Annotated in this window: 20 protein-coding genes and 1 other RNA gene; 11 read left to right on the forward strand and 10 right to left on the reverse strand. The window is 64.7% G+C overall.

Features of this window, described 5'->3' with window-relative positions; translation table 11 throughout:
* Positions 1-55: 55 nt before the first annotated feature.
* A complete protein-coding gene (locus EDF56_RS22455; RefSeq protein ID WP_132391952.1) occupies positions 56-2,188 on the reverse strand; it encodes a malate synthase G in 2,133 nt (710 codons plus the stop codon).
* Between the two features lie 303 nt (positions 2,189-2,491).
* On the opposite strand from EDF56_RS22455, the gene EDF56_RS22460 reads away from it, so the two are divergent.
* Positions 2,492-2,785 (forward strand): hypothetical protein, encoded by a 294-nt coding sequence (locus tag EDF56_RS22460; protein ID WP_243652786.1) that lies wholly within the window; start codon positions 2,492-2,494, stop codon positions 2,783-2,785.
* Between the two features lie 48 nt (positions 2,786-2,833).
* Here the strand turns inward: EDF56_RS22460 and ssrA are convergent.
* Both ssrA and mscL read right to left on the reverse strand, forming a co-directional pair.
* Positions 2,834-3,236, reverse strand: a transfer-messenger RNA (tmRNA) gene (gene ssrA, locus EDF56_RS22465).
* Between the two features lie 48 nt (positions 3,237-3,284).
* On the reverse strand, positions 3,285-3,704 hold the full coding sequence (gene mscL, locus EDF56_RS22470) for a large conductance mechanosensitive channel protein MscL (RefSeq protein WP_132391799.1): 420 nt from the start codon (positions 3,702-3,704) through the stop codon (positions 3,285-3,287).
* Between the two features lie 227 nt (positions 3,705-3,931).
* Between mscL and EDF56_RS22475 the strand changes: the two genes are divergently transcribed.
* From EDF56_RS22475 to EDF56_RS22500, 6 genes are all read left to right on the forward strand, one after another.
* Positions 3,932-4,537: a LemA family protein gene (locus EDF56_RS22475; RefSeq protein ID WP_132391801.1), complete on the forward strand. Its 606-nt coding sequence runs from the start codon at positions 3,932-3,934 to the stop codon at positions 4,535-4,537.
* A 4-nt stretch (positions 4,538-4,541) separates the two neighbouring features.
* Positions 4,542-5,354, forward strand: coding sequence for a TPM domain-containing protein (locus EDF56_RS22480; RefSeq protein ID WP_132391803.1), 813 nt, complete (start codon positions 4,542-4,544; stop codon positions 5,352-5,354).
* Positions 5,355-5,367: 13 nt separating this feature from the next.
* A complete protein-coding gene (locus EDF56_RS22485) occupies positions 5,368-6,051 on the forward strand; it encodes a hypothetical protein (protein ID WP_132391805.1) in 684 nt (227 codons plus the stop codon).
* Positions 6,048-6,608: an NUDIX hydrolase gene (locus EDF56_RS22490; protein WP_132391807.1), complete on the forward strand. Its 561-nt coding sequence runs from the start codon at positions 6,048-6,050 to the stop codon at positions 6,606-6,608. The genes EDF56_RS22485 and EDF56_RS22490 overlap by 4 nt, the downstream gene beginning before the upstream one ends.
* Before the next feature lie 288 nt (positions 6,609-6,896).
* Positions 6,897-7,103 (forward strand): hypothetical protein, encoded by a 207-nt coding sequence (locus EDF56_RS22495; protein WP_132391809.1) that lies wholly within the window; start codon positions 6,897-6,899, stop codon positions 7,101-7,103.
* 160 nt (positions 7,104-7,263) lie between these two features.
* A complete protein-coding gene (locus EDF56_RS22500) occupies positions 7,264-9,102 on the forward strand; it encodes a diguanylate cyclase (RefSeq protein ID WP_243652787.1) in 1,839 nt (612 codons plus the stop codon).
* Between the two features lie 190 nt (positions 9,103-9,292).
* Here EDF56_RS22500 and mmsB read toward each other — a convergent pair whose 3' ends face one another.
* The 7 genes from mmsB to EDF56_RS22535 form a co-directional block, all read right to left on the reverse strand.
* Entirely contained in the window at positions 9,293-10,162 is an 870-nt protein-coding gene (mmsB, locus tag EDF56_RS22505) for a 3-hydroxyisobutyrate dehydrogenase (RefSeq protein WP_132391811.1), read from the reverse strand.
* 196 nt (positions 10,163-10,358) lie between these two features.
* Positions 10,359-11,141: an enoyl-CoA hydratase-related protein gene (locus tag EDF56_RS22510; RefSeq protein WP_132391813.1), complete on the reverse strand. Its 783-nt coding sequence runs from the start codon at positions 11,139-11,141 to the stop codon at positions 10,359-10,361.
* An 11-nt stretch (positions 11,142-11,152) separates the two neighbouring features.
* On the reverse strand, positions 11,153-11,509 hold the full coding sequence (locus tag EDF56_RS22515) for a hypothetical protein (protein ID WP_207904927.1): 357 nt from the start codon (positions 11,507-11,509) through the stop codon (positions 11,153-11,155).
* Entirely contained in the window at positions 11,506-12,564 is a 1,059-nt protein-coding gene (locus EDF56_RS22520) for an enoyl-CoA hydratase/isomerase family protein (RefSeq protein ID WP_243652788.1), read from the reverse strand. The genes EDF56_RS22515 and EDF56_RS22520 overlap by 4 nt, the downstream gene beginning before the upstream one ends.
* A gap of 17 nt (positions 12,565-12,581) precedes the next feature.
* Entirely contained in the window at positions 12,582-13,739 is a 1,158-nt protein-coding gene (locus EDF56_RS22525) for an acyl-CoA dehydrogenase family protein (RefSeq protein WP_132391815.1), read from the reverse strand.
* Between the two features lie 30 nt (positions 13,740-13,769).
* A complete protein-coding gene (locus tag EDF56_RS22530; RefSeq protein ID WP_165912335.1) occupies positions 13,770-14,267 on the reverse strand; it encodes a hypothetical protein in 498 nt (165 codons plus the stop codon).
* 103 nt (positions 14,268-14,370) lie between these two features.
* A complete protein-coding gene (locus EDF56_RS22535; RefSeq protein WP_132391819.1) occupies positions 14,371-15,864 on the reverse strand; it encodes a CoA-acylating methylmalonate-semialdehyde dehydrogenase in 1,494 nt (497 codons plus the stop codon).
* A 145-nt stretch (positions 15,865-16,009) separates the two neighbouring features.
* Here EDF56_RS22535 and EDF56_RS22540 point away from each other — a divergent pair, with 145 nt between their 5' ends.
* The 4 genes from EDF56_RS22540 (at position 16,010) to EDF56_RS22555 (ending at position 18,840) form a co-directional block, all read left to right on the forward strand.
* Positions 16,010-16,903 carry a LysR family transcriptional regulator gene (locus tag EDF56_RS22540; protein ID WP_132391958.1) on the forward strand — a complete coding sequence of 298 codons (894 nt, stop codon included), beginning with the start codon at positions 16,010-16,012 and terminating at the stop codon, positions 16,901-16,903.
* 23 nt (positions 16,904-16,926) lie between these two features.
* The gene (locus EDF56_RS22545; RefSeq protein WP_207904930.1) at positions 16,927-17,430 is read left to right on the forward strand and encodes a flavin reductase family protein; all 504 of its coding nucleotides are present in this window, start codon (positions 16,927-16,929) and stop codon (positions 17,428-17,430) included.
* Positions 17,431-17,438: 8 nt separating this feature from the next.
* Entirely contained in the window at positions 17,439-18,224 is a 786-nt protein-coding gene (locus tag EDF56_RS22550; protein ID WP_132391823.1) for an alpha/beta fold hydrolase, read from the forward strand.
* A gap of 277 nt (positions 18,225-18,501) precedes the next feature.
* The gene (locus tag EDF56_RS22555) at positions 18,502-18,840 is read left to right on the forward strand and encodes a YdeI/OmpD-associated family protein (protein ID WP_132391960.1); all 339 of its coding nucleotides are present in this window, start codon (positions 18,502-18,504) and stop codon (positions 18,838-18,840) included.
* The last annotated feature ends 104 nt before the right edge of the window (positions 18,841-18,944 follow it).

Below are 18,944 nucleotides of genomic sequence, written 5' to 3' on the forward strand. Positions count from 1 at the left end.
CAATCTTGCAGAGGGAAGTTAATGAATTGAAAACGATATAAAATAAATCTCCGTGTCAGACTTCCGCTAGCATAGGCGATCCGGCCATGGCGGCCTTCTTGCGCAGGCGCCAGGCATGAAGCAGCGGCTCGGTATAGCCGTTGGGTTGCTTCACGCCCCGGAACACGAGGTCGCAGGCCGCGCGGAAGGCGAAGGACGTGTCCCAGTTACCCGCCATCGGCTCGTAGAGCGGATCGCCGGCATTCTGCGCATCGACCTTGGCGGCCATGCGCTTCAGCGACGCCATGACCTGTTCCTCACTGCAAACGCCGTGCAGCAGCCAGTTGGCCATGTGCTGGCTGGAGATGCGCAGCGTCGCCCGATCCTCCATCAGGCCCACGTCGTTGATGTCGGGGACCTTGGAACAGCCGACGCCCTGATCGATCCAGCGCACGACATAGCCGAGCAGGCCCTGCGCATTGTTGTCGAGTTCCTCGCGAATCTCGTCTTCCGACCAGTTCGCACCCTGGGCCAGCGGAACTTGCAGCAGCAGGTCTAGCCCCGGAATTTCGCCTTCCGCGATCTCTCCGCGCAGGCCGAAAACGTCGACCTCGTGATAGTGCATGGCATGGAGCGTGGCGGCCGTGGGCGACGGCACCCATGCGGTGTTCGCGCCGGTCCTGGGATGCCCGATCTTCTGCTCCAGCATGTCGCTCATCATGTCCGGCGCAGCCCACATGCCCTTGCCGATCTGCGCCACGCCCGAAAGCCCGTGCGCAAGACCGATGGCGACGTTGCGGCGCTCGTAAGCGGCGATCCAGGTCGAGCCCTTGATCGCGCTCTTACGGATCATCGGTCCGGCCCGCATCGAGGTGTGGATCTCGTCACCCGTACGGTCGAGGAAGCCGGTGTTGATGAAGACGATTCGATCCCGGACCGCGTGGATGCAGGCGGCAAGGTTCGCGGACGTGCGCCGCTCCTCGTCCATGACGCCGACTTTGATGGTGTGACGATCCAGCCCCAGCAGATCCTCCACCGCATCGAACAGGTCGTTGGTGAAGGCACATTCCTCCGGCCCGTGCATCTTCGGCTTGACGATATAGATGCTGCCCTGGCGGCTGTTGCCGAACCGCGTGAGGCCTTTCACGTCCTGCGCCGAAATCGCGCTGGTAAGGACGGCATCCATGATCCCTTCTGGGATTTCCGAACCGTCCGGCAGCAGGATCGCCGGATTGGTCATGAGATGGCCAACATTGCGCACGAACAGCAGGCTGCGGCCCGGCAGATCGACCGTTTCGCCCGAAGGCAGCGTGACGCGCTTGTCACCCGCCAGTTCGCGGGTCAGCGTGCGGCCGCCCTTCTCGAACGTTTCGGTAAGGTCGCCCCGGATCACACCCAGCCAGTTGGCATAGGCCGCCAGCTTGTCCTCGGCATCGACCGCCGCGACCGAATCCTCCAGATCGACGATTGTGGTGAGCGCGGATTCGAGAACGATGTCGGCGATGCCCGCCTTGTCCGCACCGCCGACCTCGGTCGAGCGGTCGACCACGATCTCGATGGCCAACCCGTTCGAGCGATAGAGCCGTCCCTTCGCCGTCTCCCCCAGGTATTGCGCGGGATCGGCGAGCGGCGCGTCGGCCGTCTCCACATCGGACCAGCTTCCCGCCGCTAGCGGCAGGGCCTTGTCGAGAAACGCGCGGCCTGCCGCGATCACCGCCGCGCCGCGAACCGGATCATAGCCCTTGCCCTGTGCAGGCGCCGCGTCGAGCGCGTCGGTGCCGTAGAAGGCGTCGTAAAGACTGCCCCAGCGGGCATTGGCGGCGTTGAGCAGGAACCGCGCATTGAGCACGGGAACGACGAGCTGCGGCCCTGCCATCGTGGCGATCTCGGGATCGACGCCGGTGGTACCGATGGCGAATTGACCGGGCTCGGGAACGAGATAGCCGATCTCACGCAGGAAGGCCTGATAATCGCCCTGATCGATGGGCTTGCCCGGGCGGCTCATATGCCAGGCGTCGATCAGCGACTGGAGTTCGTCACGCTTCGCCAGCAGTGCACGGTTACGCGGGGCGAGTTGCCCCACCAGCGCGGCAAACCCGCTCCAGAACGTGGCGGCGTCCAGCCCGATCGGGGGCAGGACCTGCTCCTCGACAAAGCGCGCCAGTGCGGTGTCGACCCGCAGGCCCGAACGTTCCATCCTGTCAGTCATCATTCCTCGCATATCCAATGCACGCGGGCCGGTTGTGGGCGCGCGCGTCCGTGACACTGTTTTTCAAGTCTGTCCCGGGGAGGAATCGCGGGTTCTATGCCCGATCGCTGCCGCAATGGCAACAGGCCGTTCGAGACTGTGCCGCAAAGGGAGTAGTCCGTCGGACCGGCTTACATTGGCGTCGGAAACGCTTACATTGCAACGGTTCGTCAACCATCGAGTCCGCCGGGAACCCGTGACTGGCATGGACGTTGCTCAGAGTTAGTGAGTGGAGGTGGGGGCGAAGTCCGCAAAGGTAAGGACATGCTGCGCAAGATTACCCGCCTATTCGTCATCAAGACGCACTGGGAAGCGTACATGATTATCTACGCCCTCGCGCTGGGCGCGGTGGAACGCGGCAGCGTCTACCTCACGCGCTTTCCCGGCTTCGGTGGCAAACTGCTGTTCCTGGCCTGCACCGGCGCGGTGTTCATGGCGGGTGCCAAGATTCTGGACGCAATCAAATACGAGAAGGCGCAAAGGCTGGCGCCCTTGCTGGAATCGGCGACTCCAAAGCCCAAAAGCCACACGGCACGGCAGGACCGCAACGCCGCCTGACGACGATCCGTGCCTGTCCGACCTGAAGGCCTGCCTGATCTGAAGGAAGGTGGGGTGTTTCTGTTGCAAGGTACACCCCGGACCCCTGGAATCCCTTCTGTTGCCCGGTGGGTCCAACCGCGCTTTAGCTTTGTAACTTCAGGCCGTTAGGCCCTAGAATTACGCGGCGAGAGCGAGTGCTTCGTTGTCGTTGGCACTTGTGAGTTTTGAGCCTTGAACGGGTTACTCAGCCCGGAAGAAAACACCGCTTTTCAACACACGTCGATCCTAGTTCGGCCCCGTCATCACCCCTGCGACAACAGGGTTGTCCCGCCATAAGCTGGACGGGTGATGGTGGAGCCGCCGGGTACCGCCCCCGGGTCCGCTGTGCCTATTGAACGGCGCAGTTTATCATCATAGCCAGCAAGCTGGCAGGGACCCATATAGGGTCCGCCGCGCAAAAGAAAAGGGCGGGAATCACTCCCACCCTTCTCTCGCGATCACAAAGGGTTTGCCCCGATCACCCCTTCTTCAGGGAGTCGCGGATCTCGGCGAGCAGTTCGACCTCGGTCGGCCCGGCGGGCGCGGCTTCCTTCGCCGGCATCAGCTTGTTGGCCTGACGCACGAGGAGAAAGATCACGAAAGCCAGGATCAGGAAGTTGAGCACCGCCGTGATGAACGAGCCATAACCCAGCATGGCGACACCCGCCGTCTTGAGCGCGGCATAAGTCATCGGGCCGTGGTAAGTGGCCGGAACCGTGCCGAGCACCACGAACTTGTTGCTGAAATCGATACCTCCGGTGATGAGGCCGATGAACGGCATGATGACATCGTCGGTAAGCGAGGAAACGATCTTGCCGAAAGCGGCGCCGATGATCACACCCACGGCAAGATCAAGCGCGTTACCGCGCGCGATGAACGTCTTGAATTCCTGAAGCATCTTCCGCTGATCCCCTATGATTTCAGGTGTTCTTACGAATTTTCAAATGGTTGTCGGGCAGGCCTGCCACGCAGCATAAGCCGCAGGTTGCCACATTGGCCCTTTGGTAACAATCGGTTGCGGGCACGGTTGCCCCCCGGACGGTCCTTGAACCGGCCCCCACCCCTGCTATCTATGCCAAGGACGCGACGTGGCCGTTTCGGCCCGATCGACCTGGAGGACACCCTATGCGCCTTTCCCTCGCCGCTCGTGCCGGACGCAACAGCCTTGCCCTTGCGGCCGCGTTGTGGCTGGCCGGTTGTGGCTTCAACTCGGTGCCGACCAAGCAGGAAGCCGCCAAGGCCAAGTGGGCCGACGTGCAGGCCGCCTATCAGGAACGCGCCAACCTCGTGCCCAACCTTGCCGCCGTGGCCAAGGGCGCGGCAACGCAGGAGAAGGAAATCCTGACCGGCGTGGTGGAAGCGCGCGCCAAGGCGACCTCGATCCAGCTCAGCGCCAATGACCTCAATGATCCGGCCAAGATGCAGCAGTTCCAGGCCGCGCAGGGCCAGCTCGGCCAGAGCCTTTCGCGCCTGCTGGTCAGCGTCGAGCAGTATCCCGAGCTGAAGTCGATCGTGAATTACCAGATGTTGCAAACCCAGCTCGAAGGGCAGGAAAACCGCATCCGCATCGCCGTGCGGGACTACAACGCAGCGGTTCAGACCTACAACACCGCCGTCCGCACCTTCCCGACCATGATCGGCGCCAAGCTGCGCGGCGCGGATCCGCTGGTGCCCTACACGGCGTCGACGCCGGGCGCGGACGTCGCGCCCAGCCTCGAAGGCAAGATGTGATCCGGTGAACCCTTTCCGGGCCGTCCTTGCGGCCGTTCTTCTGGCCTTCGGCGTGCTGCTTGCCCAGCAGGCAGCCGCCGAGCCCACGTTCCCCAAGCTCACTGGCCGGGTCGTGGACGACGCCAACGTCATCCCCGACGATGTCGAGGCCCGGCTGACGCAGAAACTGGACGCGCTGGAGAAGAACTCCGGCCGCCAGCTCGTCGTCGTCACCCTCCCCAGCCTTCAGGGCTACGATATCTCCGACTACGGCTATCAGCTCGGTCGCGCCTGGGGCATCGGTGAGAAGGATAAGAACACCGGCGCCCTGCTGATCGTCGCGCCCAACGAACACAAGGTGCGGATCGAGGTCGGCTACGGTCTGGAGCCGATCATCACCGACGGCCTCTCGTTCCTCATCATCAACCAGCAGATTCTCCCCCGCTTCAAGGCGGGCGACATGCCCGGCGGCATCGAGGCCGGGACAGACGCGATCGCCAAGCAACTCACTCTGCCGCCCGATCAGGCGCGTCAGGTGGCTGCCAATGCCGACGCCGCGCGTAAGCCGCAGGAAGGCGGATTTCCTGTGGGGACCATCATCTTCATCGGTTTCCTTGTGTTCTTCGTCGCCCTGCCGATGATCAACGAGGCACGCGCCGGCGGACGGCGTCGGCGCGGTCTGGGCGGCCCGATCATCTGGATGCCCGGCGGCCGCGACGACGATGACCACTGGGGCGGTGGCGGCGGCTGGGGTGGCGGTGGCGGTTTCGGCGGAGGCGGCGGGTTCTCGGGCGGCGGCGGCAGCTTCGGCGGCGGCGGCGCGAGCGGAAGCTGGTAGAGGAGAGAACGAGATGCCCTCACCCATCTACCTTTCCGAGGAAGACCACGCGCGCATCACCGCTGCCGTCGGCGAAGCCGAGATGCGCAGTTCGGGCGAGATCGTGACCGTGCTGGCCGAACGCTCGGACGGCTACACCGATGTCGCGCTTGCGTGGAGCGCGGTCGTCGCCTTCCTTGCGCTGGCCGCGCTGGTATTCGCGCCCGGCTTCTACATGGGACTTTACGACCGCCTGCTGGCCAGTTGGGGCCACGAATGGACCCCGCGGATGATTATCGGACTGGCCGGCGGAGTTGCCGCAATCAAGTTCGGCGCCATGCTGGCGCTCCAGCTCTGGCAGCCGCTGCGGTTCTGGCTGGTGCCGGGTCCAGTCAAGACCATGCGGGTGCACACCCATGCCCTGCGCGCCTTCCGCATCGGCGCCGAACAGCGCACCACCGGCCGCACCGGCGTGCTCATCTACCTCTCCATGCGCGAGCACCGCGCCGAGATCGTGGCCGACAAGGCCATCGCCGCCAAAGTCGACCCCGAGATCTGGGGCCACGTCATGGCCGCCATGCTCGCCCACGTGGGCGACGAGCGCGTGGCTGACGGCATGGTGGTCGCCGTGGGCAAAGTGGGTGACATCCTCTCCGAACACTTCCCCCGCGCCGATGACGACGTGAACGAACTTCCCGACAGGATTATCGAAGTATGACCGAACTGGCCTCCCTGCCCCTGCCCCCCGATGCCGACGAACCCGATGAAATCATGTGGCAAGGCAAGTTCATCACCACCCGCAAGCGGGGCCGCTGGGAATATGTGAGCCGCGCGCGCGGCATTCACGCCGCCGTGATCCTTGCGGTGGACGCCGAAGACCACGTGATCCTGGTGGACCAGTACCGCGTGCCGCTGGGCAAGCGCTGCATCGAACTTCCCGCCGGCCTCGTCGGCGATCATGACGATGTCGCGGGCGAGGACGCCAGCATCGCCGCCGCGCGCGAGTTGGAGGAAGAGACCGGCTACCACGCCGGCCGCATGGAAAACCTCGGCGAATTCTACTCCTCGCCCGGCATGGTGAGCGAAAGCTTCAGCCTGTTCCGCGCGCATGACCTTGTGAAAGTGGGCGAAGGCGGCGGCGTCGATAGCGAGGATATCATCGTCCACCGCGTGCCGCTGGCCGGGATCGAGCAAGCCATCGCCGAATGGCGCAAGGCGGGTTATGCGCTGGACGTGAAGCTGCTGCTCCTGCTCGGCGCGCGAATGCTGGGCTGATCGGGCCAAAACCTGTGAACCCGATACTATTCATCCAGGCGGCCGTTTGCCTGGCGGCAGGAATACCAAAGGTGTTTTGGCCCGGCCGCAAGCGTGCCGAGGCCGAGGCGCACCAACGCCGGAGAATTGATCAGCTGGACTCAGGGGCGGAGGAAACCTTCTTCGAGGAACGCCGTACGATATTTGCCTATCCTCCCCCGAAATCCGACACCAAAATGCGCATCAACGGGACACTGCAAGTTCTCCTTGGCGCCGCCTCCATAGCGCTTGCGGTCTGGTCTTGATGCCATGCGCACCCGCCCCGGCACCTGCCAGCGCAAGGCCCGTTATCCCACCGAAGCGGCGGCGCTGGAAGTGGCCGCACGGGCATCGATCGCCCTGCGCCCTTATCGCTGTCCGCTGTGCCGCCAATATCATCTGACGAGCCGCACCAAAGGCATGCGGCTGCCTCGTTTCGAGCGCGAACGGCGCAAGGGCGAGCCGGAGGCGCCTTGAGTGAAATCACGCCGGTCAGGTCGGCAATTGCGCCGGATTGAACTCGGTTCGTCGAAATTGTGTCGGATCTGCGGCAAAATATGCCGGGTCGGTTCCGATTGAGGTTGCAACAATCCTAGGATTGACGGAGGGCTGATGCCCAGTCCCTACGGAGTTTATCTTGGCCGGATCCCTGTCCAGGCGCATCGTCGTCCTGTGCGTCATTCTCAGCATCGTGCTGGCCGGGCTGGCCGGACTGCTGCTTGACGCTTCGGCGCAGATGCGCGCGAGCCTGACGTGGATCACCCACTCCTCGCAAGTGCTGGAAACCGCCGACCGGGCCTTGCGGCACCTTCAGGCCGCCGAATCCGGCCAGCGCGGCTTCACGCTGACGCAGAACCCTGAATTCGCAGTCAGCTTTCCCACCGAACTGGCCGAGGCTCGGCGCGAGGCTGCCGGCCTCGTCGCGCTGACATCCGACAATCCGCTTCAGAACACCCGTGCCAAGCAGGTCCAGAACCTGATCGACGAGCGCGCGAAAAGCCTGGAGGAAACCGCCCGCCTCACCCGCCGCGGCGATTTCGAAGCCGCGCGCGCCTATGTCGCGGCCGGCCACGGGCGCTTCCTGATGCTGCTGGTGACCGCACGCACGAATGACCTGCTCGAAGCCGAGCGCGCGCTTGCCGCCAATCGCATGGACGCGGTGAAGGAACGCCTCGACTACATCCGCTGGCTCGTCCTGTTCGGCACGCCGATCACGGTGATCACGATCACCTTCCTGGCAAGCGCGCTGATCCGCCGCATCCGTCGTCCGGTGGACGCGATGATGGCGGTCATGGGCCAGCTCGGCGCCGGGGACCGCAGCGCGCGCATCACCGCACGCATGGAATCGAGCGAATTCCAGCGCCTTGCCCGAGGCTACAACCGGATGGCCGACGAGCTGGAATCCGCCGTCGCCGATCAGGTTGTGAGCGCGCAGCAACTGCATCACGCCAACCACGAACTCAGCCTCAATGCCGAAGTGCTGCGCGAGCGTGGCGAGGTGATCGAACTACTCGGCGGCATGGCCCACCGCATGCAGGCCGCCCGCACCGATGAGGAACTGGCCTCGATCATCCGCGTCTTCGTGCCGCGCGTGCTGCCGGAAGTCCCCGGCGCGCTGTTCGCGCACAACAATTCGCGTAACCTGCTGATCCCGATCGCCGCATGGGGCGGTATCGAAGTCGCGGCTGGCGGCTTCGCACCTGATCAGTGCTGGGCGCTCCGGCGCGGCCAGAGCCACTTCGTGATCGATCCTGAATCGGACATCGTCTGCGCCCATGTCGGCAACGAGACCGACCACTACCACTGCGAGCCGCTGCTTGCAGGCGGCGAAGTGATCGGTGTCCTCTACTTGAAGGGCGTGGTCGAGGCCGAGAACCGCTTCCGCATGACGGTGCTGACCGAAAACATCGCCTCGGCCCTCGTCAACCACCGCCTCCAGCGCGGCCTGCGCGAACAGACCATCCGCGATCCGCTGACCGGGCTGTTCAACCGCCGCTACATGGAAGAGACGCTGGCGCTGGAAATCGCGCGCGCCTCGCGCGGGGGTACGCCACTCGGCCTTGTCATGTGCGATGTCGACCACTTCAAACGCTTCAACGACGAGTTCGGCCATGAGGCCGGCGATGCGGTGCTTCAGGCCGTAGCCGCCGAAATGCGCAGCCGCTTCCGCGACGGCGACGTCGTCTGTCGCTTCGGGGGCGAGGAGTTCACTATCATCGCCCCCGGCACATCAGCAGCGGCGCTGGCCGAGCGCGTCGAGGCCGTGCGGCAGGCTATCGGCGAACTCAACATCCACCAGGGCGGACGCACGCTGGGCGCGACCACGATGTCCTTCGGCATCGCCGTGTGGGAAGAGAACATGGAGCGCGACGGCTCGACCCTGATCAAGGTCGCCGACGCCGCGCTCTATCGCGCCAAGCGCGAAGGCCGCAACCGCGTGGTGCTGGACAGCCGCGCGGAATCCATGGCGGCTTAATCGGAAGAGCCGAGGCGGGCCGGGCCGGACCTCACCTCTATTCGTTGAGCAATCCGGTAGCATTCTCCGGATCGCTCTATTCCGTCATTGCGAGCGTAGCGAAGCAATCCAGAGCGGCGTGAGACTGCCCCTGGATTGCTTCGCTACGCTCGCAATGACGAGGGAAATTTGACGCGATAATTGCGGTGTCTCAGAGCGTCGTGAAGATCGCACCAAAGTCCTTGCCGCCGTTGCCGGCCTCCACGAACGCTTCGTAGATCTTCATCGCGTGCTCGCCCATCGGCACGGTCGCGCCGGAAGTCTCGGCGCCCGCCATCGCAAGGCGCAGATCCTTGAGCATCAGCGCGGAAGCAAAGCCGCCCGCATAGCCATTATCCGCCGGGCTCGTCGCGCCGACGCCGGGCATTGGCGTATAATCGTTGAGCGACCAGCAATAGCCTGTGGCCTTCGAGCTGATGTCATAGAAAGTCTGCGGATCGAGCCCAGCCTTCTGTGCCAGCGCCAGGGCCTCGCACGTGCCGATCATGTGGATCGCCAGCAGCATGTTGTTGCACATCTTGGCGACCTGCCCAGCGCCGGTCTCGCCGGCATGGATCATCGCCTTGGCCATCGGTTCGAGCACGGTTTTCGCGCGCTCGAAGGCCGCGTCGCTGCCACCCACCATGAACGTGAGCGTGCCGCCATTGGCCGCCGCGATGCCGCCCGAGACGGGCGCGTCGACCATCTCGTAGCCTTCCGCTTGCGCCAGTTCGACCACTTCGCGTGCGGTGGCGAGATCGATGGTCGAGCAATCGAGGAAAAGCGCGCCCTTCGGAGCCTTGCCGAAAACGTCCTGCGTGTAGACCGCGCGCACGATGGCGCCATTGGGTAGCATGGTGACGACGGCATCGACGCCGTCAACCGCAGCCGGGATGCTGTCGAAAGTCGCGCATCCGTGTTCGGCCGCCTTGGCGACGGCCTCGGCGGAAAGGTCGAAAGCGTTCACCGCGTGCCCCGCCTTGACGAGGTTCGCGGCCATGCCGCCGCCCATGTTGCCGAGGCCGATGAAAGCGATTTTCATGACATTCTCTCCCAAATCACGCCGAGTACGGCAGCCTGCTGGACAGGCATGTCTTTATCCCGCCCCCCCGCGCAGGCGGGGATCCCGCTTGCGAAACCGCCCTTGTGTCACCTGCCGGAAGCGGGATTCCCACTTTCGCGGGAATGACGATACGGAGGGGAGACAGAACGCGCCGCCCCCCGTCGCGCTATCCGACTTACTTGCCCTTCCAGACGCCCGGACGCTTTTCGACGAAGGCGGCCATGCCTTCGGCCTTGTCCTCGGTAGCGGTGAGCACCTGGAACATGCGGCGCTCCATGATGAGGCCGGTGTCGAGCGTGGTCTCGAAGGCCATGTTGACCAATTCCTTGTTCATCATCGCGGCCAGCGGCGGCATTGCCGCGATCGCCTCGGCCGCCTTCAGCGCTTCGTCCAGCAACTGGTCGAGCGGGACGACACGGCTGACAAGGCCCGAACGCTCGGCCTCGGCAGCGTCCATCAGGCGGCCGGTGAGGCACATGTCCATGGCCTTCGACTTGCCGACCGCGCGCGTCAGGCGCTGCGATCCGCCCATGCCGGGCGCGACACCCAGCTTGATCTCCGGCTGGCCGAACTTGGCGTTTTCCGACGCGATGATGAAGTCCGCCATCATTGCCACTTCGCAGCCGCCGCCCAGCGCGAAGCCGTTGACGGCCGCGATCCAGGGCTTGCGGGTGGTCTTGACCAAGCTGCTGGTCCAGCCCGCGAAGAAGTCCTCCGAATAGAATTCGGCGCCCGGTTTATCGGACATTTCCTTGATGTCGGCGCCTGCCGCGAAGGCCTTCTCGCCCGAGCCGGTGATGACGGCGCAACCCTGGGTCTTGTCCGCCTCGAACGCGGCGAAGGCCGCGATCAGCTCCTCCAGCACCACCGAGTTCAGCGCATTGAGCGCCTGCGGACGGTTGAGCGTGATGAGGGTGACGGCACCCTTCGTTTCGACCAGGATCGTTTCGTAGCTCATCGCGGGTTCCTTCAGGTATTCGCTTCGATGTTGGCGATCAGCGCGGCGAGATGCGCTGGGCTGGCATGTTCGTGCGCCTCGTCCTTCGAGGTCGGCGTGTTGTCGTAGGGGATCGGCTCGTCGAACTGGTCGGTCGAAAGATCCCAGAAGCGGCCGTCCACCTTGTTGTAGAAGTGCGTGCCGCCTTTGGTCGCCGTCTTGCAGATCTCACCGCCGAAATAGTGCTGCACGGCCAGCGACGTCACCGCGCACTGGTTGCGCGCGGGGTTGGCCGGGTCGAACGGATCGGAAATGGTATCGGCGGACCAGGATTTCTTGACGGCGTGGTAGAGATCGATCGGCGTTTCGAACCGGCGGCTGGGCGTCAAATGGGCCTCCATTCCTCTTCCGGGGAGAGCGGCGCGAAGATCGCGTCCAGCATCGCATCGATCACGCCCTCCGGCGCCGCCGGGTTCCACTTCGGCGCCTGATCCTTGTCGACGATCACCGCGCGGACGCCTTCGGCGAAATCGGGCAGGACCAGCACGCGGCTGCCGATGCGGTATTCCATCGCCATGTTCTCCGCGAACGTGTCGAACGTCAGCGAAGTGGCGAGCTGGCGTAGCGAAACCTTGCAGGCCTGCGGGCTCTTGGTGTGCAGCGTGGCGAGTTCGCGGGCAGCCCACTCGCTGTCGTCGCCGTCCAGCGACGCGAGGATCTGCTCCAGCGTGTCGAAGGCGAAGTGCTTGCGGATCTGCGCCGCGTGGGCCGCGATCTTCGGCTCAGGCGGGGTGACGGCAAGCGCGGTGAGCACGGCGCCAATCTCGTGACCGGCAGCAATGCGGCGCTTGGCCTCAGGCAGGTCCTCGCTATTCAGGTAATGCGTCGCGAGCCCGGCCCAGAGGCACTCCGCCCCGTCAAGCCGCGCACCGGTGAGCGCCAGGAACTGGCCGAGCCGCCCGTCCAGCCGCGAGAGATACCAGCCGCCGCCGACATCGGGGAACAGGCCGATCCCTGTTTCAGGCATGGCGAAGCGCGTGTTCTCGGTGGCAACGCGGTAATGCGCGGGCTGCGAGATGCCGACGCCGCCGCCCATGGTAATGCCGTCCATGAAGGCGACCACGGGCTTGGCATATTCGAAGAGCTGGTGGTTCAGCCGATACTCCTCGAAGAAGAACCTGCGGCCCGAATGACCGCCATCCTCCAGCGCCGAGCGGCGCAAGAGATTGATATCGCCGCCCGAGCAGAACCCACGGCCCTCGCTGTGTTCGATCCACACGGCTTTCACGGCCGGGTCATTGGCCCATTCGGCCAGCGAATCGCTCATCGACTCGCACATGCCCAAAGTGAGCGCATGAATCGCCTTCGGACGGTTCAGCGCGATCACACCGGCCACACCTTCGCGGGACGTAAGCAGTTCTTCAGTCAGGATATCGATGGTCATGATCGTCCTCGCGCGGGTTACTTCAGGAGGTCACGCCCGATGATCATGCGCATGACCTCATTGGTGCCTTCGAGGATACGATGGACGCGCAAGTCGCGCCAGAAGCGCTCGATAGGATAATCCTTCAGATAGCCGTATCCACCGAACATCTGGAGCGCCCGGTCGACAACCGACGAGCCGGTGTCGCTGGCCATCATCTTCGCCATGGCGGCAAAGCGGGTCTTGTCCGGCGCGCCGGCCGTGACCTTGGCGGCGGCGAGGTAGAGCAGCGCGCGCGCGGCCTCCAGTTCGGCAGCCATGTCGGCCAGGCGGAACTGGGTGTTCTGGAATTCGGCGATCGGCTGGTCGAACTGCTTGCGGTCCTTCACATAGGCAATCGCCTCATCAAGGCAGCGCTGCGCACCGCCCAGCGAGCAGGCGCCGATGTTGAGGCGGCCGCCGTCGAGGCCGGCCATCGCGAACTTGAAACCGTCACCTTCCGCACCGACGCGGTTTTCGACCGGGATGCGGCAATCCTCGAACACCACCTGCGCGGTGGGCGAGGCGTTCCAGCCCAGCTTCTTCTCTGGCGCGCCGAAGGACAGGCCGGGCGTGTCCTTGTCCACCACGAAGCAGGATACGCCGCGCGACTTGTGATCGCCGGTGCGGGCCATCACCACGTAGACGTCGTTGACGCCGCCGCCGGAAATGAACTGCTTGGTGCCGTTGAGCACGTAGTGATCGCCGTCCAGCCGCGCCGTTGTCTTCAGCGCCGCCGCGTCCGAGCCCGAGCCGGGTTCGGTGAGGCAATAGGAGCCGATCTTCTCCATCGTCACCAGATCGGGCAGGTAGCGATCTTTGATCTGCTGATCGCCGAACGTGTCGATCATCCAGGCGACCATGTTGTGGATCGAGACATAAGCGCTGGTGGCCGGGCAGCCGTAGGACATGGCCTCCATGATGAGCGCCGCGTCGAGACGGCCGAGGCCGATGCCGCCGTTTTCCTCGGAAACATAGATCGCGCCGAAGCCAAGCTCGCCGGCCGCCTTCCACACGTCCACCGGATAGTGGTGTTTCTCGTCCCACTCGGCAGCGTATGGCGTGATGCGGTCGGCGGTGAACTTGCGCGCCGTTTCCTGGATCGCGAGTTGGTCTTCGGTGAGGCCAAACTGCCCCGTTTCAAACTGTGCGCTCATCTCAATCCTGCTGCTGGCTGGTGCGCGCCTCTAGGGGCACCGCGTGTAAGTAAGCGTTTCGGGCGCGGCGTCGGGCCCGGTGTCCTTGCGGACAAGCGTGTGGCCGCCGTCGGGACTGGCGAGCGAGACGTCAAGCTTCCAGCTCTGGCCTTCGCCCGAAAAGGCGAATTCGGCTTCGATTGCATCGTCGGCGGCGGACTTGACGGTGCCGAGGCTGGCGACCGATTCGTAGAAAGTCAGCCGCGTGGCATCGATCGTGAGCAGGCCCTTGGCATCGCCGCGCGTGCTTGTGCAATCGCCATTCACAAGGCCCCAGCGGCCGCGCAGGCTCTCCGGAATTTCGGAGGGCAGCGGCGCTTCCGTGACCGTGGAGGTCTCTGCCGCAGCCGGTTCGCCGGTTGCCGTAGCCTGCTCCTTGCTTGCCGGCTGCTTCGAACACCCGGCAAGAGTGAGCATGCCGGCCGCAAGCGCGAGCGGCAGGGACCAACGGGCGGAGACGTGCGGTGCGGTAACGGTCCTGATCTTCATCATGACTTGTCCTTTCCGGTTCCAAGGGCGCTCCCGAAGGAACGCCCCGAACACCCCGCTGTTTCCGCCCTGCTCCTGCCTGCTGGCCGCTGCGCTGTCTACATTACCCCATGGTCGGGATAATGAAGGCGCTGTCGCCCGCGCCGCCATCCGGCCAGCGCTGGGTCACGGTCTTGACCTTAGTCCAGAAGCGCACGCCTTCCATGCCGTACTGGTTGTGATCGCCGAAGGCCGAACGCTTCCAGCCGCCGAAGCTGTGGTAGCTGACCGGCACCGGGATCGGCACGTTCACGCCGACCATGCCGACCTGTACCCGGCTGACGAACTCGCGCGCGGCATGGCCGTTGCGGGTGAAGATGGCGACGCCGTTTCCGTACTGGTGACGGGTCGGCAGTTCCACCGCCTCCTCGAACGTCTTGGCACGGACGATCTGGAGCACCGGGCCGAAGATCTCTTCCTTGTAGGCGCTCATCTCGGTCGTGACATGGTCGAACAGCGACGGGCCGACGAAGAAGCCTTCCTCGTAACCCTGAAGCGAGAAGCCGCGGCCGTCGACCACCAGTTCCGCGCCTTCGTCGACGCCGGCCTGGATCCAGTTCTCGATCTTCTGCTTGTGCACGGCGGTCACGACCGGGCCGTACTGCGCCTCGGGATCGGTGGAGATACCGACCTTCAGCTTGTCGATCGCGGCGATCAGCTTTTCGCGCAGGATGTCCGCGGTTTCATCGCCCACCGGCACTGCGACCGGAAGCGCCATGCAGCGCTCGCCCGCCGAACCATAGGCCGCGCCCATGATGTCGTTGACGGCCTGGTCCATGTCCGCATCGGGCATGACGATGGCGTGGTTCTTGGCCCCGCCCATTGCCTGCACGCGCTTGCCGGCAGCAACGCCGCGCGAATAGACGTACTGCGCGATGTCGGACGAGCCGACGAAGCTGACGGCGGCGATGCCCGGATGGTCGAGGATCGCGTCGACCATTTCCTTGTCACCATGGACGACCTGAAGCACGCCTTCGGGCGCGCCGGCTTCGATGAACAGCTCGGCAAGGCGGTTCGGAACCGAGGGATCGCGCTCCGACGGCTTGAGGATGAAGGTATTGCCCACCGCAACGGCGGGAGCGAACATCCACAGCGGGATCATCGCCGGGAAGTTGAACGGGGTGATGCCCGCGCCCACGCCCAGCGGCGCGCGCAGCGAGTAGACATCGATGCCCGGACCGGCACCCTGCGTGTATTCGCCCTTCAGCATGTGCGGAATGCCGCAGCAGAATTCCACGACCTCAAGGCCGCGCTGGATGTCGCCCTTGGCGTCGTCCACCACCTTGCCGTGCTCCGAAGCGAGCATTTCGGCAAGTGCCTGCATGTTCTGCTCGATCAATTCCTTGAACTTGAACAGAACGCGGGCGCGGCGCTGCGGGTTGGTGGCGGCCCACTTGGGCTGCACGGCCTGCGCGGTGGCGACGGCGCGGTCCAGCAGAGCCTTGTCGCCAAGCGGCACTTGCGCCTGCACGGCGCCGGTGCTGGGATTGAAAACGTCGCCGAGACGAGCGGCCGGACCGCCGGGTCCGCCGACTACGAAGTGGTCAATCAGGCGCATTCCTCATCCTTTCGCAAATTCTATCACGGGCAAGCTCGTGCCCTTTCACGGGTTAGGTGGTCCCGGCTCGATTTGCAGGCAAGCTGAAAATACGCCATCGATAACTGCACATTTGCAGCCCCAAGGACTATTTCCCGCCGTGACGATGCCTTCCATAGACTGGAGCGACTATCAGGCCTTCCTAGCCATCGCCCGGGCGGGGCAACTGGCGGGCGCAGCCCGTGCGCTGGGCGTCGATCCGACCACCGTGGGCCGCCGCCTCCGCCGTCTGGAAGCGGCGCTGGGCATGCGCCTGTTCGAGCAGACCCGCAGCGGGCAGGACCTGACCGAGGCAGGCGAGGCGCTGCTCGCCACGGTGGAGGCGATGGCCACCGCCGCCGGCCACATTTCCGAACAGGCCGAGCGCGGAGACGGCCTTTCGGGCACGCTGCGCATCACCACCTCGGAAGGTTTCGGCTGCTGGTTCCTCGCCCGCCACCTGCCGGCGTTTCAGCGCGCCCACCCGCGTCTTGCCATCGATCTCGTAGCCTCCAGCGGCTTCCTCAGCCCGGGGCGGCGCGAGGCCGATGTGGCGATCATGCTCTCGCGCCCGCGGACCGGGCCGCTGGTGGCGCACAAGCTATCCGACTACAGGCTCGGGCTCTACGGCAGCCGCGATTACCTGAGCGCCCACGGCAACCCGCAGCGCCCGGCGGACCTGCTCGAAGGCCACGGCCTCGTCGGCTACATCCCCGACCTGATCTACGCCCCCGAACTGCGTTATCTCGACGAAATCCACGCCGGCCTGCGCGCCACGGTCCGCTCGCCCAGCATCACCGCGCAGCAGAGCCTGATCGCCAGCGGCGCCGGGCTTGGCGTGCTGCCCTGCTTCATGGCGGAGGACGATCCCCGGCTGGTGCCGGTGCTTCCGGAAAGGCGCATTCTGCGCAGCTTCTGGTTCGTCACGCACCAAGACATCCGCAAGCTGCCCCGCGTCGTCGCTTTCCGGCAGTGGCTTGACGAAACCGTCAGGCAGATGGAGGGAGTATTGAAGCCCTGATGCCGCCGCACCATACCGACAGGATGACAGACCCAGTGACGATCACGACTTTCGACCCGGCCGAATTCCGCAAGGTGCTTGGCAGCTATCCGACCGGCGTCTGCGTGATAACCGCGCTCGATGAGGACCGCCCGGCGGGCATGGTGGTGGGTTCGTTCACCTCCGTCTCGCTCGATCCCCCGCTAGTGGGCTTCTTCCCCGACAAGCGCTCCACCTCATGGCCGCTGATCGAGAAGGCGGGCCACTTCTGCGTCAACGTGATGGCCAGCGATCAGGGCGACGTCTGCCGCGCGGTCACCGCCAAGGGCGCCGATAAGTTCGTCGGCGTGGAATACACGGTGTCCCAGCACAATCTGCCGATTATCGCCGATTCCATCGCGGCGATCGAATGCCGGCTCTATTCCGTGACCGAAGCGGGCGACCACTGGTTCGTGCTGGGCGAAGTGCTGCGCATGGAAACCGTGCGCGAAGACGATCCGATGCTGTTCCACAAGGGCCGCTACGGCGGTTTCGCCGAGCGGATGTAATCGCGGGCATGCCGAACTTTCGCGTCGAATTGGCGGGCGGTGCGCTTGTCGGCGTTCGGCGCGAAGGGACCGGCACGCCGCTGGTCTTGGCCCATGGTTTCGGCGGATCACGGCATGACTGGGAGCCGGTGATCGCGGCCCTGCCCCCAGATTTACCGCTGATTGCCTACGACGCACGCGGCTTCGGCGAATCTCCCGGTGAACCCGGTGTACCCTTCTCCCATGCCGACGATCTGCTGGCGCTGCTCGATGCGCTGGATGTGGAGCGCGCAGACCTTTGCGGTATTTCGATGGGCGGCGGCAACGTATTGCACTTCGCGCTCGATCATCCGGAGCGTGTGCGGCGGCTGGTTCTGGTGAGCCCACTGATGCTCGGCTGGTCATGGTCGAGTGACTGGATCGACCGCTGGAAGACGATGGGCCGCGCTGCCCGCGCCGAAGACTTCGGCACCGCGCGCGACCTCTGGTGGCATCATCCGCTGTTCGACAGCACCCGCGAAGTTCCGGAAGCGGCGGCGCACCTCAGGCAATCGATTGCGGCGTTCCCCGGCCGCCAGTGGGCGCAGGATGACCAGCGCCCGGAACTACCGGAAGTGGACCGGTTGACCTCGCTTTCCGTGCCGACGCTGCTGCTTACCGGCGCGCGCGATACCGAGGATTTCCGCCTGATCTCGGACCTCATTGCCGCAACTGGCCGGGATGTGACGCGCATCGACCACGCCGATGCGGGCCACCTGCTTAACCTGGAAATCCCTGCCACACTGGCCGGAGAGATCGTGGAATTTCTGGCCTAGGGCACTTCGGCACGGACAGCCCCGCTTCCGCTCATTCGACCGTCATCCCGCTGGATACCCGTCCCGCTCAGGCTGAGCTTGTCGAAGCCCCGGCGATGTAGCGCTATGGTGCCATCCTTCGACAAGCTCAGGATGAGCGGAGTGCGGGAAGGCAGCGGAGTTCTTCGCTTTACCGCCGAGATCACGCGGCGGAATTGCGCCTGCCGTCGACCGAGGAAACTTGTCCCTCCCGATCGTGGACAATCGGGTATTGTATGCTCAAATTCAGCCCTTTGGCATGCAGGCCGATTGGTTGGAGGTTTTCGCGGTGAATGCGGTTTCCCATGGCACCGTCCACGAGGCTGGTGAAGATCTTCAATCGGCTTTGCAGTCGGCCCCCGAGATCCTGCTTTTGTGGGAAAACCTGACGCCGCTTGGCCGGAACGAATTCATCTGCTGGGTGGAAGACGCAAAACAGGCGAAGACGCGCCAGCGCCGTATCGAACGCACCTGCGAGGAATTGCTGGAGGGCAAGAAGCGGCCGTGCTGCTGGGCCGGCTGCATTCACCGCACCGACAAGGCGCCTAGCCGGTGGCAGCAAGCCGTGCTGATCGACAAGCAGAAGAAAGTGCCGTGAGCGGAGGCTAGCCTCCGGCTGTCCGGAGCATGGCCCTTGGTCTCTATCCTTCGACACGCTCAGGATGAGCGGCGTGTGAGACGCCATTAAACCTCGTCGCTGCG

Source organism: Novosphingobium sp. PhB165 (assembly GCF_004341845.1).
Classification (GTDB): domain Bacteria; phylum Pseudomonadota; class Alphaproteobacteria; order Sphingomonadales; family Sphingomonadaceae; genus Novosphingobium.